We start from the raw sequence: 16,626 nt of genomic DNA, 5'->3' as shown, positions 1-16,626 counted from the left end.
AATGGGAGCACCTGCGGCAAGAGTTACGGATATGCATGTATGCCCCATGGTAACGGGTACGGTACCCCATGTAGGCGGCCCTATTTTGCCGGCTGGGGAACCAACCGTACTCATAGGGGGACTGCCGGCAGCAAGGGTAGGCGATATGGCCACGTGTACCGGGCCGCCGGATACCATCGTTGCTGGTTCCGGTACGGTAATGATAGGAGGGATGCCTGCAGCTAGATTGGGAGATTCTACTTCCCATGGTGGGACCATAGTATTGGGAGAATTTACGGTATTAATAGGATAGCAAATGGGAAAAACAGGAAATGATCTTATAGATAACAAAGGCTTCCTAGGGAGGGGATGGAAATTTCCTGTCGAATTTACCTTGGGGAACAATGGTGCAACCTTGGTGCAACACGAGCAGGACGTTAGGGAAAGTCTTATCATTTTGTTGACCACGATCAAGGGGAGTAGATTATTGCGGCCCGACTACGGAACCACGGTAAGGAGTTTAATTTTTGAGCCGTTAGACACCAACACGGCGACCTATATCTCGGAGGAGATTAAAAAGGCCATTTTGATCCACGAACCAAGGGTCTTTGTAGATAAAATAGAAGCCGTTCAGGAATCATTAAATGGTACTATTGAACTGACCATTGACTATACCATAATTTCGAGCAATACCCGATCCAATCTGGTATTTCCGTTTTATTTAAATGAAGGAACAAATATTTTGGAATGAGCGAAAATTGCTTTCATAACAACCCCTTGAGAAGGGATGGCACAAGCCAACAACAGCGCACCTTACATACGCTGCTTCCATCCTATGTGGCCGTGGATGAACGGAGTATGAAAGACCTATTGTCCTTTGTTCAAAATTTTGCAGCGGAAATTAAATATTATAACAGTGAAAATTCGTCCTGGGATAGTGTAAACTCCAAACATTTTGATTGGACACCTTTCTTTGAGATTACGGAAGCGGATTGGACTAGGTTTTCATTGGAAGCGTATCTGGCCCAGCTTAGGATAGATCAGTTTGCCATGCCGCACGAGGCATTGTTCTTTGGTTTTCTGTATATGTTTAAGGTGGTACAGGCAGACATCAATACCATCACACAGAAACACCTGGAATTTTATTACAAGGAGGTACTACAATTAAAGGAAAAACCAGCGGAGCCTGATAAGGTTTCCATCATCTTTGAACTGGCCAAACACGTGGATAGTCATTTGTTAAAGGCTGGGACTTCGCTAAAAGCCGGAAAAGACACAACGGGTACGGATGTTATTTACAAACTACATGAGGACACCGTTATCAATAAGGCTGAGGTGGTAGAAATAAAGGCCCAATTCGCCAATATTTTTGATGAATGGGACGGAAAGGCCAAATATCCCAAAACGGACCATAGAATATATAGTTCCCCAATAGCCAATTCTGCCGATGGGCAAGGCGAGGAAATTGAAACCGAAGAAGGATATTGGCGGGTATTTGGACGCCCTTCGTTTATTACGGATGTGGATAATCCCTCCGGATTAAAAGTGGCCGACCGCCCAGAGGGGCACCTTGGTTTTGCCATTGCCAGTCCCATTTTGTTTTTAGCGGAAGGTCAGCGTAGAATTACCCTGGAAATCGGAATTGACGCAAATGGGCCCGACTTGGACTATTCTAAATTGGGTCTGCAAAGCTTTAAGCTGCTGCTCAGCGGGGAGGAAGAATGGCTATTGGCAACGGTAGAAACCGTACGGGAATCCAGACCCAATTCCGGGAAATTGTTGATAGAATGCCGGCTAAAGGTAGATCAGGCTGCCGTTGTCGCTTATGATGACACTGTTTTCGGGGAGAATTTTGATACCCAATGGCCCCTTTTAAAGGTGCTTATCCATACAGCCGATCTAAGCTCCAATTCGCCCTATAAGGGATTGAAGGGGATTTTGGTAGAGACCTTAAAAATTACGGTGCAAATAGAGGAGGAAGGGGAGACCCCTGGTATTCAGAATATCATCGTCCAAAATGATCTTGGTAAACTGGATCCCACCAAATCCATGGCCATTTTTGGAAGTATTCCTCATTTGGGCAGTAAATTTTATATCGGTTCCAAAGAAGTATTTCAAAAGAAACTGGAACAGCTGGCCCTAAAATTCCAATGGGTAGATCTTCCCCAAAACTCACAGGGTTTCAGTAGCTACTATAAGCATTATCATGTGGAAGGTACTACCGATAACAGAAGTAATACCGCATTTAAGACCAAGATAGAAGTGCTTAATAAGAAGGAATGGGAAGTGATTGCCAACGATCAACAACTTTTTACCACAACAAACGGTTCGGATATTTCCACCAGCACCAAATTACCCGATTCGGAAACAAAGAGTAAGATTTCCAATATGAGCCCTGGCCTTTTATCTATAGACCGTAAGGTAAACAGTAAGGATTTTGAGGAGTATGATCCCAATCTTGCAAAGGGATTTATGAGACTTACCCTAAAAGGGATGGATTTTGGGCATAGGGATTTTCAAAATGCCTATACCTATCACGCCATACATATGGCAAATGGTACTAGTACAAGCAACAATACCCTGCTCTTAAAGTCGTTACCACCCAATAAAAATGTCAAAGATACCTTGGAATCCAAAATTATCCAGAATACGGACGAATGGACCCTCCCAAATACTCCCTATGTCCCCACAATTGAATCCCTATCCCTTTACTACAAGTCATCGGTAACCATTAATCTAAACAGTACGGTCACCGCGACCGAGGAAACCGAAATTGCTGAAAACTTTTTTCATTTAATGCCTTTTGGCAATTATGAAGTAAATAGGGAGAATCCTTCAAACAGCCTGTTCCCGATGATCACCGAAGAAGGGAACCTCTATATAGGAATTGAAAAGCTACATCCTCCTCAAACGCTATCCCTGCTTATTCAGGTAGCGGAAGGCAGTGCCAACCCGGAAAAGGAAAAGCAAACGGTGCAATGGAGCTATCTTACCAAGGAAGGGTGGAAAGACTTTGATCAATATACCATCCTGTCCGACGGAACCAATGGCCTGCTCACTTCCGGAATTTTGAAGTTGGACATTCCCCGTGCCATTGCCACTGGGAATTCCAGATTGTCTCCCAAGCTATATTGGATAAAGGCCGGTGTGGAAAAAGATACCGATGCCGTATGTGATATAATCGCTGTTAGGGCTCAGGCCCTTAGTGCTTCTTTTTACGATAGAGGCAACGACCCAAGATTTTTGGAAAAAGCGTTGGAAGCCGGTACTATAGCCAAACTTAAGGATGCGGATGCTGCCATTAAAAAATTGGAACAACCCTATGCCTCGTCCGATGGGAAACCCCCGGAAAGGGAAAGAGCGTTTTATACCAGGGTAAGCGAACGACTGAGACATAAAAACAGGGCGATTACCATTTGGGACTACGAACACCTTATTTTGGAGAAATTTCCCTTGGTCTACAAGGTTAAATGTATTAATCATACTCGTTTCGACGGAACCATTACCAACTTTAGTGAAATAGCTCCAGGCCATATTTCCTTGGTAATCATCGCCAATGTGCAGAACAAAAATGCGATAGATCCCTTGCGCCCAAAGGCCAGCTTGGATCAGCTTAGTCAGATTGCCTCATTTATAGAGGCTCTGAAGCCGCCCTGTGCCAACCTTCATGTGAAAAACCCCATCTATGAGGAAATTAAGGTAGCTTTTAATGTGAGGCTCCATCAGGGGAAGGACGTAGGGTTCCACCTTGCCAAACTTCAACAGGAAATCAAAAACTTTTTATCCCCTTGGGCTTCGGACTGTTCCAAAGACATTGTCTTTGGGGGGAGAATTCATAAATCCGTCATCCTGAATTTTGTGGAAGAAAGGTCGTATGTAGATTATGTCACCTGTTTTAAAATGTACCATATAATAAAAGAAGATCCCGAAAATAATCCCAATAAGGATGTAGATGAGGCTATTGCGTTAACATCGGTATCCATTATTGGTTCGGCAGATAGCCATACCATCCTGGAAATTCCATCGGATGGGGCGGATCAATGTTTATGTGATGATAATATTATTTTAAGTACCAATGAATTGACCGTTAGGGACAAGTGCTAAAAAAAAGATGCCACCATGAACAAATCCAAGACTATATCGAAGTTAGCACCGGCTTTAGAAAGCATGGATTACGAGTTGCTTCGAGAAATCGGAATTCGGCATATCCAGGAATTGGCGGGCAAGTTATGGACGGATTACAACACCCATGACCCCGGAATTACCATCCTGGAGGTACTCAGTTATGTGCTCACCGATGTCGGATATAGAATTAATTACGATATTAAGGACATCCTGGCCCAGAAATTGGGAAGTCCGGATGTTTACGATATAAAGAATTTCTATACGGCCGGTAGAATTCTGCCCGTTTGTCCTGTGACCTTTAATGATTTTAGGGAAATCATGATCGATGTGGAGGTGGTAGACAACAACGGATCCGATCCCCAATATTATGGGGTGAAAAATGCCTGGATCCATAAATCCCCGGATGCCGAACATGCCATTTATGTGAACCAAAAGAAGAGTGAACTTAGTCTGGCCCCCATCCCTAATGCGGCCATGCAGAAAAAGTTCTATGTGAAAACACTCTATGATGTTTTGCTGGAATTTGATAAAAACACGGATTATGGGGATCTAAACGAAAATACCATAGCAGGGGATTTTATACTCTATGAATTCCCTGCCCTTCCCATCTTGCAGGGAATGAAAGTTGCCGTCAGGATTTCTTTTCCTAGCTGGGACGACCCTGTGGATTGGACAGATTATAACGAGGTACGGAAGGCTGTGAGGAACGTGAGTTTAAAGTTCTTTCATATGGCCAATGGCTATGGTCTTACCTATGATCTGGCCCAAGATAAAAAAGTGGTCCTTTCCGTAGCCTCAAATTCCAAACCTATTCCGGCCGTGGAGAGCCTTATCACCCAACTGAACCATTTCCTATATGATCCTACCGCAGGTTTGATCGTAAAACACATGGAAAAGTTGGCTTTGGTGCACAAGATCGTGGAGGAAGTCAAAATCAACCTACATCGAAACCGAAACCTTTGTGACGATTTTTTCCGGGTCAGTGCCCTAAAGGTAGAGGAAATCCTTCTCTGTGCAGATATCGAATTGGATAACCTGGCCGATGTGGAAGAAACCGAAGCCGCCATTTTTTACGCTATTTCAAATTTTCTTTCCCCCACCGTATATTTTTACACCCTTGAGGAAATGTTGAACAAATGTGCCATGGAAAACACCTATGGTATAACCGCGATATCACCCGGAGAAAATACGATTACCATCAATGCGGCACTTAAGGAAGACGTTGGCAACGGCGATACGGTTTCCATTACCGGGGATGAGGTCCTTGCCGGGGAATTTACCGTAAATTGTATCAGGGAGAATCAATTGAATCCCGCCTTTACCGATATTCATATAGAAGAGGAAATAGCCTCCGACACCTTTTCGGAAGAAGCTGTACTATTTGTTGGTAAGCTTGATGAAAATCTATGTTTAACAGTCGATAAGATTTTCGAAGGCCCTAAACTAAGCCATGGATTTATTGATGCTAAGGAATTGGAGGCCGCGCAGCTGACCAAGGTAATCCACGTTTCGGATTTAATCCGTATTATCATGGATGTACAGGGTGTAAAGGCGGTACGGAATATACAGATCGCCAACAAACCACAGGACAATGATGACGGTATTGAGGAGAAAAGTGTAAAATGGTGTTTGGACCTGGCTTGGGAACACAATTACGTACCCAGATTAAGTTTGGATAAATCCAAAATTACCTTCTACAAGGATCAACTGCCCTTTCTGGCCAATGATGAGGTGGTAAGTACCCTAATAAACAATTTGGAGGCGGCGGATAGGCCCCAAAAGATCCGGTACCCAAAAATGGATATCGATCCCCCCTTGGGAGCGTTTAAGGATATTGAAAACTACGTTTCCCTGCAGGAAGAATTTCCCGATATCTATGGGGTGGGAAGCTCGGGCATTCCCAATCTATCGTCCTTAAAGGGACTTAAGAAGAGCGAGCGATTGGGAAAGGTAAAGCAGCTAAAGGCATTTTTAACTTTTTTTGATCAGTTGATCGCCAATGAACTGGCACAACTAAATAGCGTAAAAGATCTTTTCTCAATGAATGGGGATAAAAATGCTTTTGGGGAGTACAAAATTGACCGTACCTATTTCTCAAAACCTCTTCATGAAGTTATCCCCAATGCATCAACTTTATATATGGATGCTGCCGGGCATTCGGAAACCCTGAAGGGAATGGTAGAAAGTGAGGAGCTGTACATTAAAAGGCGAAACAAGTTTTTGGATCATTTATTGGGAAGATTTGCGGAGACCTTTACGGATTATGCCATCTTGGTGCATAAAGTAAATAAAGAGACTGCCGGCTTGGACCTCATAGAGGACAAATTACAGTTTCTAGATCGCTACCCGGCCATCAGTGCCGAAAGGGGAAAAGGTTTTAATTACCTACAACCCTTTTACCAATGGCATATAGGCAACATCTCCGGAGTAGAGCAGAGGGCCTCCTTTTTATTGGGAATTCAGGAAAAGGAATTGGCAACCCTTAATTTCGGTCCCAATTTCTCCATAAATACTAGCTGGGGCTACTCCATTACCGATGATGCTGCGGTTCCGCTATTGGTACAAAAGGATAGTTTGGAAAATGAAACAGCGGTGAAGGAATTGATGGAAGGCCTTATTATGGTGGGGCTTTATCGGGAAAATTATACCATTTTGCCAGCCGAAGGCGGTAAGTTTTTCTTTCAACTGAATGGCGAGGATGGGGTGTTGGGAATTAGTGCCAAAAACGACTATGATTCGGACACGGCCGGAGGAGATGCAGATACTGCCATTACCCAGCTTATGGCAATTTTAAAAAAGGAGTATTTTGAAAATTACGAAGCCAATAGAAAAAATCTAGGCTGTCCCACTAACAACTACTTCACCTATTCCCTTACGGCAGACACGAGCCCTGTGGCTCCCAATTTACCCACTTATACCCTGGATTATGTGCTGTATTCCAAGGCGTTTAATTTCTCAAATCCCTTCGAAATACTGCATGGGAAGATTACCGAGGAGGTAGTCTTGGAAGAAACGGAAACCTTGCCGCTCACCGAGGAACAGGTTTTAAAAAAGGGAGGTGAAAGGATTGCCAAATTGTTGTGGGAGGTGGTGCATAACGCTTTGGATAGGGAACGTTACGTGCTGGATGCGGCCCTATCCCCCTATCGTTTTCAACTATATAGTAAGAAGGGAATACTTTTAGGGGCCAGTTCTGAAAAGGATTTTAATTCCCTTTTGGCAGACCAAATTAAAAATAGCACCGATCCAACGCTTCAAATTTTAGGTTCTACTTCCAACGATGGTCTATACACCATAATGGATACGAATGCCATAGGTCCAAATTTGGAGATTGAGTTGGCCGAAGCACTACCTTCACCCATATTTGACGGGGAAGCCATCTGGGAAGAAGCCTTTGGACTTCAGGAAGTGAATAGTGAGGAAAGGTATGTGAAGGCCGATGCAGATATTGGCGCCAATTTTATGGTGGGCGATCTTTTTGAGATTAGGGGTTCCCAAAAAAACGATGGCGTCTATACCATACGGGAAATATCCAATGAAGGTGGCAAAACAATTTTGGGGTTTTGGGAACCTATTTTTTCCGAGGTGCCGGACGGCGAAATAATAGATACCCATGTGTTTACCATGGTGGGAATAAGCGGGAACACGGTAACAGTGGTAGGTGGAGAGGATGAAAAGGCCATCGGGAAACTAATTGACTTTATAAAGGAACGATTCTTTAATAAGGAGGGAATGCATTTGATAGAGCATACATTGCTCCGTCCCCGAATTAATGAGGAGTTGTTTCTTCCGTTGGAATCTAGGCAATTGGTTTCCCTGGGAAGTAGTACGGCCCAACTGATTTTTCCCAAAAGAAGCGATATTGTTAAGGTAGATTCCAGTAACAATACCCTGATGGTTTCCGATAATCTAAAGGCCGAAATTGTTGGGCAATCCATTTATATAGAAAATGGTCCTTACGATGGAATGGAACTCGGTATTGTCAAAATTACCACACAAGGAGGTAAATCCAAGTTAAAGGTCAAGGAAGATTTAAAGTTCGATTTGCCAAAACTTCCCTTCCAAAATGGTACGGTACGTTACTCGGTCCAGACAGCGATTACCAAGATAAAACCCATCACCAAAAGAATAACTGTTGGCGACGCCTCGGCAATGGCACTCATAGAAGGGGATAGGGTACGTATTGAAAACCCGGGGAATGACGAAAATGAGGGGCAATACACTGTCGGGATGGTAGAGGAGAATGGATCGGAATTGGACATTACCCTAGTTTCAAAACTGCAATGGGTAATAGACGATCTGCTGCCCATCCATTTGGATCAAGACTGCGAAGCCTGCCAAATTAAGGATGTATATTCCTGTATAGCTACCGTGATTCTTCCCTATTGGGCCGATAGGTTTATAGATCTGGACTTTAGAAAATTTGTAGAAAAGACCCTCCGGTTGGAAACCCCGGCACATATACTACTCAATGTCTGTTGGGTGAATTGTGAACAAATGGAGGCTTTGGAACACGCCTATAAATCTTGGCTCCTAGAGATCAATAGGCCCGTTGGGAGCAAGTCCGATCGCTCCGTAGCGTTAAACAATTTTATAAAGGCACTAAGTAAGAGCAGAAATATTTATCCCACCGGGACCTTACACAGTTGTGACGAGGAAGAATCGCTGGAAGGTGCCATCATTCTGAATAATTCCGTTTTAGGAACCTAAAAAAATAAGTCATGAGCACACTAATAAACAATTATCCCATTTTTGAAGATAACCAGGTACTTACCAGTGGGCAGCTCAATCAGCTACATAAATATCTGGATCAACAGACCAGGTTAACCCGCTCTTGCCTTATTGGGATGGGGATCGCCTGCGGTTTAGAATTGGAAGTAACTACCGGACAAAACACAAACGTGGTAATTCATGAAGGAATCGGCATTAGTTCGGAAGGCTTTTTAATTAAGTTATGCCCGGAGAGCGGGGCGTGTACCACGGTGCAATACCGAGCGTATAATTTGCCGGAAGGGGTGGTCTATACCCCTTTTCAGGATGCAATATTTCAACAGGATGTTGCGCTTTACGAACTGCTTACCGAGGAGGTGGAAGTGGATGAAGACGAGCAGCTTATTTCCCTGACTAAAAATTTTCTCAATGATAAGGTAGCTGTGTTGTTCCTGGAATGTTTGGACAATGATCTTAAATCCTGTCTGGGGAAGAGCTGTGATGAATTGGGAATTGACCGCATTTTTAACCTTAGAAAACTACTCATCAGTGTAGACGATCTAAACAAGGTCAATAGTAGGACCAACGGAGGTAGACAGGACGACCTGTTTCTAAAAAAAGATGATTTAAGGGACCTTGGTCTACCTAGGGTATTGTTTGATGATTTGGAAACCAAACATTATTTCCCTTTTGCCTTTGCCTATGTAGAAACAATGATTAAAGGGTTTACCCCCTTAAAGGCCCTATTAAATGCTACTTATACGGTTTACGAGCCAATCCTAAACAAGAGTTATGGAGAGAACCCTTTCTCTTCCTCAATCATCGAAAATACCTTTAAACAATTGGAAGCGTATTTGGCAGGTGGTCTCACTCAACCTAGCTGGTGGGGGGTACAATATGTCTATGATTTTTATAAAGATCTCATCCTGGCCTATGAGGAATTTAGGGAAACTGCCTACGCTTTAATGCTCCAGTGCTGCCCGGACATGAATAGGTTTCCAAGACACCTGATGTTGGGAAAAGTGATAAATCAGCAACCTGCCAAATGTGAAGTAGATGCGTACAGACATCGCTTTACCCAGCCACCTATTTTTAACCTACATGGACAACTTCTGGATAAGACCATATCCCTACATAAAAGAATAGTATTACTATTGGAAAAATTTTCCTTTGATCGCCTTCAGAATATGGGTAAGGTGGAAGTTAAGGTAACCCCAAGCTGTGAGAAAAAATCGAGCTTGTCCATGCGCAGCATTCCGTTTTACTACGATTCCAAAAGTACTAGCAATTTTGAGGCCTTGGAAAACCTGGAAGTTGAATGGAACTTTGAAAGGAAACAACGTCAATGTCAATTGTGGGAAAAGGAAAGCGATGCACTAAACCTGTCCTATGACAATAATTCAATGGCTCCGGAGGGAAAGACTCCCTTTACTACGCCCTTGCATTTTGATTTGGACCAATTAAATTTCCTTCGTTTGGAAGGAATCCATGGCAGGGGAATCCAGGAAACCATGGCTGGACTTAATAAAATAAAAACGGAGTATAACCTAAATTTCGATATTAAAACCATCTATTTTGGTGACGAATCCGTGGTCCATGAAAAATTATTGGGACTTCGGGACTGCCACTATAAGGATTTACAGCCACATTATGCCATTTGGCGTGGCAAGTTGCTCTATTTTTTAGGAAGTTTTTCGCGATTGATTTCAGGTTCACGCTTTCTTCAGCGTAAGAATAAGACCAAAAACGACAGTAATATAATGTCTGAGAAAGACACCTCCGAATTATATGAAGAACTTAACAAGGTACGTGGTGTTAATTTAGGTTTGGACAACAATAATTGGTACCGTGCAATGGATGAAGTTCACTATAAGACCAAGGAGGCCAATAGGGCCGAATGGATTAAAAGGGAGAAAGAGGCTCCAGGTGGAAGTGCTGCCGGGGTAAATAGTGTAACTGTAGATAGTCTTCATGCACAAATCGACGCGTGTTTAATAGCCATACGCAATCGTACTCCGGAAAGCTTTGAGGCCTTTAATATGACGGCGTGGTTGGAAGCCTATAAATGTCCGCTGGACCTATTTACCAACTTTCTAAAGTTGAAAGCGGGTGAAATTCCCAACAATGGTAATCTAACAAAAGTACACGTGGTCCTAAGATTGATAGCAGCAGTTCAGGAGTTGATGAGGAATCTTTTTATTTATCCTTATATCGATATTCGCGTACTTCACAATACCCTAGTCAATAGAATTTCTGCATATCATCAACAGCATAGTTTCGGGGAGTTTTTAAAACATCACCCAGGGTTGGAACACAAGGCCGGGGTAGCACAGGGACAAACCTTTGTGTTGTTATATCAAGACGGATTTTCGGATAGATTTCGGGCAGAAATGAAGGGTGTATTGGAAAAATGGACAAAGGAAATCAAAACTGATAAACTGGATATAGATGCCTTTTTTAAATTAAACGAAGAAGGTGCCGGGAGAGTTCTTGCCGATTTCACGCTGCCTTATCAATGTTGCGATCCCTGTACATCGGTGGGGGTAGTGACAGCTCATTTAGATCCGTTGGCGGTTCCTATCAATGAAATAGTCCCAACAAGGATAAACAATAACAAGGAGGCTCCTATTCAATACGAAGTAGTGGAAGAACACATGCTCCATTCTATGTACGAACCGGAACGATATCGAATTAAGTTGAGCGGCAACAATGGGAAGTATGGGGAGGCCAAATTGAATGTGAGGCCCCATCCTTTTGATCCGCATAAGGAAATACAAACCTTTATTTACAGTGTAGATGAAAAAAAAGTTTTGGCGGCTTCCGGAAATAATACCAGTGCCTATCTCATAGAAGATTTTCCCTATACCATAGAAAAGGTGGGGAATACGGAGTTAAGGGATTTGGACTCCTCCAACATCACTATTATTATTCCCATCATTCCCAAAGGGGATATCACCATTGGTATAAAAGGCTTTGTATTCTATAAGGATGAAAAAGGCAGGCAAATCTCTATAGAGAACGCCGATGTATGGACCTCCATGGGAGGTAAGGATATTGGAGCCAAAACCGATAGCAAGGGGATGTATAGGCTCACCGATGAGGCCATGGTAAACGGGACTTATGAACTTCTAGTGGCGGCCAACGGATTTCACAGGGTGAAAATTTCCAAGGTGGTGGTAAAAAATGAGATGACCACCCAGGATGTAGAATTGATTCCAGGTACCAAATTAAAAGGGGGGCTTAAGGAGTTAATCAATAATATAGGGTTTGTAGAAGATTCAAGAGAGGCCATTCTCCTAGCCGATGAATATAAGAGAAGTGGAAAATTATATCGCGAAATAATGGAGAAGGCTATTGCCAAGGAAAGGGAAAATATAAAGACCCTAGTAGCCGTAGAAAAGGTGATTACTACATTTAATGAGGAAGCGGAAATAAGCACCGAGGAACTTAACAAGACCTATCTGAAGAATCGGGATCTTCTTCTTAAGGAAATGAACACTACAACGGATAAAACGACAAAAACCAACAGGGCCAATTCCCTAAAAGTCCTTACCAATAGTTATATGGATCGCTTAATTATCAACGAGGGGAAAAATATCAGTGCCGAGAGTGAAAAAACCCTGAGCAACACGGCCAAGGCATTAAAAAAGGCCGGGGTTAATATGGAGGGTGAAATGAAAGAGTGGTCTAAGAGCAAGTCGGGGGTACTAGGGAAGGAAATAGTAGCGAACATTACGAAAAACTTTAAAGTATAAAAATTGTCCTATGTAGATAAACATAGTATCAAACAACAAGTCTTGGACATCAACATCGCAAATGTGGATGACCAAGAGGAGGTTGCTATGGCAATTTCCAAGGTGTATAAGGAAAGCATAGAGGCTATTCTTTCCGATATCTGTGAAAATCTGATACCCGATAATGAGGTAGTTCGGATAGATACCATGACCATAGATATTGGGCATTTGGCATTTAATCGGCTGGAATCGGAATTTCCGAAAGCGGTGAAAAAAGCATTGAAGGAAAAACTCTTTCATCAGATTAGGGATAAAAAAGTTTCTCCCGTACCCTCCAAAATGGCCGTTCGGCAAAAGGTGAAAAACACCTTGCTCTATTATTTGAATACGGGCCAACTCCCTTGGTACTACGAAGGGGACCTGCCAAAACTGCAATCGGATTTCTCTTCCAAAGAGTTGGTCGCCATGCCCCAATTGCTCAGGATTTTAGGGCATGTAGAGGCCCGAAAACGAGCGGTCCGGTTTTTTTCGGAAAAGCAAATGTCGGACTTCCTTTTTAAATATTATCCCATGTCTAAAAAAGCAGTTTTGGACGAGCTTCCGCTGTTTAAAGGTTGTTTAAGCAAGTTGGGGAGGCCAATGCCCTTAGCGAATACTTCAATAGCCAAAACAGCAAAGGGCTTATTAGACGACCTAAAAACGGATGGGGTAGTCCGGATGTGGGTTATGGAACAACTTCTTGAGCAGCTTGTGTACCAATCAGATGCGTCTAGGGTGCGGCTAATCCAGCTACTGCCAACAACCTATCGAAAATCGGTTGTAGCGCTGCTTAAATCGGTAGATTGGAAGCGGGGAGACCTGTTTTCCAGGGAGGAGCGGCAATTAATGGAAATCTTGGTCGCCCCGCACCAATCAAGATCCCAAACAGCTACTAGGGGAAGACAGGTGAGAAAAAGGATGGTGACTCCCAAGGAATTGCCGATGGAAAATGGAATAGTCATCAATAACGCAGGTCTAATATTGGTTTGGCCTTATTTGGAAGCTTTCTTTACCGGATTAGGTCTTATGAAAGAGCAATTATTCCAGGATGAAAAGGCGTTTACCAAAGCCATCCATCTATTGCATTTCATGGTCTTTGGATCGGAAGGAGGAGACGAAACCCACTGGTTGTTGAATAAAATACTATGTGGGGTAGGGCCTACAGATTTTATTTCGGACCGCTTTGGTTTGACCAAAGGGGAAAAACAAGAATGTGAGCATCTATTGCGGGCCCTTATTGCTAATTGGCCGGCCTTAAAAAATACAGGTCCGGATAGTTTAAGACAGACTTTCCTACAACGGGATGGCCTTTTGACGCCCAAGGAGAATGGCTGGTTGATAAAAGTCGAGAGAAAGGGCTTTGATGTATTGTTAGACCGATTGACGTGGCCAATTTCGGTAGTAAAATTGCCATGGAACCAATATATAATAAACGTGGAATGGTAACCGACAAGATTAGAATAAACGCAGCGGATATTGGCATGGAGCTACAATGGTTAAAGCAGATCCTTAAAACAAGGTCGGACTTAAATGCCAATGAAGCAACCGAGTACAGGGATGTTATGGAGATTGCACCCCCTAATATTTCCGAGGGGACCTCGGGCTACGCCCAATTGGTTCAGGAGAATGGATTTGGATTTGTGGAAAGATTTATCCTAATCCTCGCTGCCGTCCCTTATATAAAACCGGAATTATTGGATGTGTTTATTCAAAAAAACAAGACTACCAATCAATTGTACACCGAGTTTGGCGGGAAGGTAAGCGATTCCCATTCGGGATTCCTGCCTACTGGGGAAACGGTAATGTTTATTTTGGCCGCCAATGATCTGGAAAGGCGCTTTGCCTTGCTAAAACCCTTTGAAGGCGATCATGTGTTTGCAAAGAAACAGCTGATATGGTTATCCGAAGTTTCGGGCAATACCAGTATCCTTAACGGGCAGATATGCCTTTCCCAGGAAGTGCTGGATAGGATAACTACCGGGGAAGTGAAAAAACCAACCTTTAGTAGTGACTTCCCTGCTAGACGCCTGGAAACCAGGATGGAATGGAAAGACCTTATCTTGGAACAAAGCACCCAGAACCAACTCAAGGAAATAGAGGTATGGTTAAAACACCATCGGCAATTGATGGTAGATTGGAAAATGGCGAACATACTAAAGCCAGGGTATAAGACCTTGTTTCATGGCCCTCCGGGAACTGGGAAATCCTTAACGGCCAGTCTTCTTGGAAAAAAACTAGGACTGGATGTCTATCGGATAGACCTCTCCCAAACGGTCTCGAAATACATTGGGGAGACCGAAAAGAATTTGGCCAAGGTCTTTGACAAAGCGGAGAGCAAAGACTGGATTCTGTTCTTTGATGAGGCCGATGCCCTCTTTGGAAGCCGAACAGCCACTAAAGATGCCCATGACCGGTATGCCAACCAGCAGGTATCTTATTTATTGCAGCGTATTGAGGAATACAACGGACTGGTGATCTTGGCATCCAATCTCAAAAGCAATATTGATGATGCGTTTTTAAGGCGTTTCCAGACCGTGATCAGATTTCCAATCCCCTCGGCCAAGGAACGCTATAATTTATGGCAAATGGCATTTTCCGATACCTGTCAATTGGAGAAAAGCATAAATCTTTATCAAATCGCGAACGATTATGAACTGGCGGGGGGCTCTATTGTTAATGCCGTACAGTACGCCTCTTTAATGGCATTGGATAGGAAGGGAACGGAAATATTTATGGCAGATATCGTTCAAGGGGTGAAACGGGAATACCATAAGAATGGGAGGACTATTTAGTAATAATTAAAAGAAGGTAGTTATGGGATACGGGACTTATTTAACAAAGCATAGGCCTGGGATAGTACAGCGAAAATTGACTGTCGGTCAGCCTGGGGACAAGTACGAACAAGAAGCAGATGCAATGGCGGATAAGGTAATGCGAATGCCGCAACCTGATGCCCCTATTCAGCGAAAATGTGAAGAATGCGAGGAAGAACAAGTGCAAATGAACCCTTTGGCGAGCTCAATTAAGCCAGTCATTCAAATGGTCCCAACGGAGGAAGAGCAGCCAAAGGTACAGGCGAAATCGGAGAGGGATATTTTGAATACCACCGCCGCCTTGTCTACTAAATTGAACCAAACAAAAGGTAGAGGTTCCGCACTTCCGGAGGCTACAAATCAGCAGATGAGCAATTCATTTGGTTCTGATTTTAGCGAAGTTCGCATACATACGGATTCAAACGCCATTCAGATGAATCGATCTTTAGGAGCTAGGGCTTTTACGCATGGAAATGATATTTACTTTAATGAAGGCCATTATAATACCACATCTACATCGGGAAAGCATTTGTTGGCGCATGAATTAACGCATACTATTCAGCAATCCAAGACACCCACCATACAACGATGGTTCAAAGGAACCGAAAGGGCCCCGGTCCCCAGTGGAACTACAAATCATGTGGGATCTATTGGCAGCGCACAGTGGCTACAAGGTCATAGAAATGCGGGTAATCCACTTTCCGAGGGCATTAGTTTTGTTTTCGTGGGCAGTTCTCTCTCTTCCGAAACTACCACCGACATAGCAACCAGATGTAACCTACAAGCTAGCTTTGAGGATAGAATTATTTGTCTGCACAATGAGGTGCATAGCGCAGTCTTGGCTCTAGAAGGTAGGGATGGGGATCTTACGGACGGGGATTATGTATGTAGAAATTATGCCTCATCAGTTCATGATGTGTCTCAGCAAATGGGCTTATCCCCAGACTGGGAGACCAGCACCACACATGCTTGGGTAGAGTTTACCGGGAACGGTAGGCAGTATGTAGTGGACGCCTATAACGAAATTCTATTTTCCTACCCAAGATAGATCTTAACCCTATTAATAAATAGATGGGAGCAAGTAATAACCGTAAGATTGAAAAATTTTAATGCATTGATAAACAGACTGGTGCCTAGAGTGTCGAAAATCTGGAAATTTGGGTGAAAAGTGTAACGCCAAATGGAATACGAGCTGCTATTTCTTTACCCAAACCTCAATGATCTTT

At 43.3% G+C, this 16,626-nt stretch carries 8 protein-coding genes; all 8 read left to right on the top strand.

Going from position 1 to position 16,626, the window contains the following annotated elements; genetic code table 11:
- Window position 1 precedes the first annotated feature (1 nt).
- The 8 genes from BV214_RS04740 to BV214_RS04705 are packed head-to-tail and all read left to right on the top strand — an operon-like array spanning window position 2 to window position 16,448.
- A complete protein-coding gene (locus BV214_RS04740) occupies window positions 2-292 on the top strand; it encodes a PAAR domain-containing protein (protein WP_086476329.1) in 291 nt (96 codons plus the stop codon).
- A gap of 3 nt (window positions 293-295) precedes the next feature.
- A complete protein-coding gene (locus BV214_RS04735; RefSeq protein ID WP_245806745.1) occupies window positions 296-730 on the top strand; it encodes a GPW/gp25 family protein in 435 nt (144 codons plus the stop codon).
- Window positions 727-4,083, top strand: coding sequence for a baseplate J/gp47 family protein (locus BV214_RS04730; RefSeq protein WP_086476328.1), 3,357 nt, complete (start codon window positions 727-729; stop codon window positions 4,081-4,083). The genes BV214_RS04735 and BV214_RS04730 overlap by 4 nt, the downstream gene beginning before the upstream one ends.
- Before the next feature lie 15 nt (window positions 4,084-4,098).
- Window positions 4,099-8,814 carry a hypothetical protein gene (locus BV214_RS04725; protein WP_140157720.1) on the top strand — a complete coding sequence of 1,572 codons (4,716 nt, stop codon included), beginning with the start codon at window positions 4,099-4,101 and terminating at the stop codon, window positions 8,812-8,814.
- A gap of 11 nt (window positions 8,815-8,825) precedes the next feature.
- Window positions 8,826-12,569 carry a peptidase associated/transthyretin-like domain-containing protein gene (locus BV214_RS04720; RefSeq protein WP_086476326.1) on the top strand — a complete coding sequence of 1,248 codons (3,744 nt, stop codon included), beginning with the start codon at window positions 8,826-8,828 and terminating at the stop codon, window positions 12,567-12,569.
- A gap of 42 nt (window positions 12,570-12,611) precedes the next feature.
- Window positions 12,612-14,033, top strand: a complete 1,422-nt coding sequence (locus BV214_RS04715) for a contractile injection system tape measure protein (RefSeq protein WP_140157719.1) — start codon at window positions 12,612-12,614, stop codon at window positions 14,031-14,033.
- A complete protein-coding gene (locus BV214_RS04710) occupies window positions 14,000-15,379 on the top strand; it encodes an ATP-binding protein (protein WP_217868593.1) in 1,380 nt (459 codons plus the stop codon). The genes BV214_RS04715 and BV214_RS04710 overlap by 34 nt, the downstream gene beginning before the upstream one ends.
- A gap of 22 nt (window positions 15,380-15,401) precedes the next feature.
- Window positions 15,402-16,448, top strand: a complete 1,047-nt coding sequence (locus tag BV214_RS04705) for an eCIS core domain-containing protein (protein ID WP_086476324.1) — start codon at window positions 15,402-15,404, stop codon at window positions 16,446-16,448.
- Window positions 16,449-16,626 lie beyond the last annotated feature (178 nt).

This window comes from Arenibacter amylolyticus, from assembly GCF_002150785.1.
Lineage (GTDB): Bacteria > Bacteroidota > Bacteroidia > Flavobacteriales > Flavobacteriaceae > Arenibacter > Arenibacter amylolyticus.
This window is presented reverse-complemented; position numbering and strand designations above follow the sequence as displayed.

What these genes read in the sequence shown, in the direction of transcription:
- BV214_RS04740 (WP_086476329.1), top strand. Translation starts at nt 2, where the DNA reads ATGGGAGCACCTGCGGCAAGAGTTACGGATATGCATGTATGCCCCATG.
- BV214_RS04735 (WP_245806745.1), top strand. Translation starts at nt 296, where the DNA reads ATGGGAAAAACAGGAAATGATCTTATAGATAACAAAGGCTTCCTAGGG.
- BV214_RS04730 (WP_086476328.1), top strand. Translation starts at nt 727, where the DNA reads ATGAGCGAAAATTGCTTTCATAACAACCCCTTGAGAAGGGATGGCACA.
- BV214_RS04725 (WP_140157720.1), top strand. Translation starts at nt 4,099, where the DNA reads ATGAACAAATCCAAGACTATATCGAAGTTAGCACCGGCTTTAGAAAGC.
- BV214_RS04720 (WP_086476326.1), top strand. Translation starts at nt 8,826, where the DNA reads ATGAGCACACTAATAAACAATTATCCCATTTTTGAAGATAACCAGGTA.
- BV214_RS04710 (WP_217868593.1), top strand. Translation starts at nt 14,000, where the DNA reads ATGGAACCAATATATAATAAACGTGGAATGGTAACCGACAAGATTAGA.
- BV214_RS04705 (WP_086476324.1), top strand. Translation starts at nt 15,402, where the DNA reads ATGGGATACGGGACTTATTTAACAAAGCATAGGCCTGGGATAGTACAG.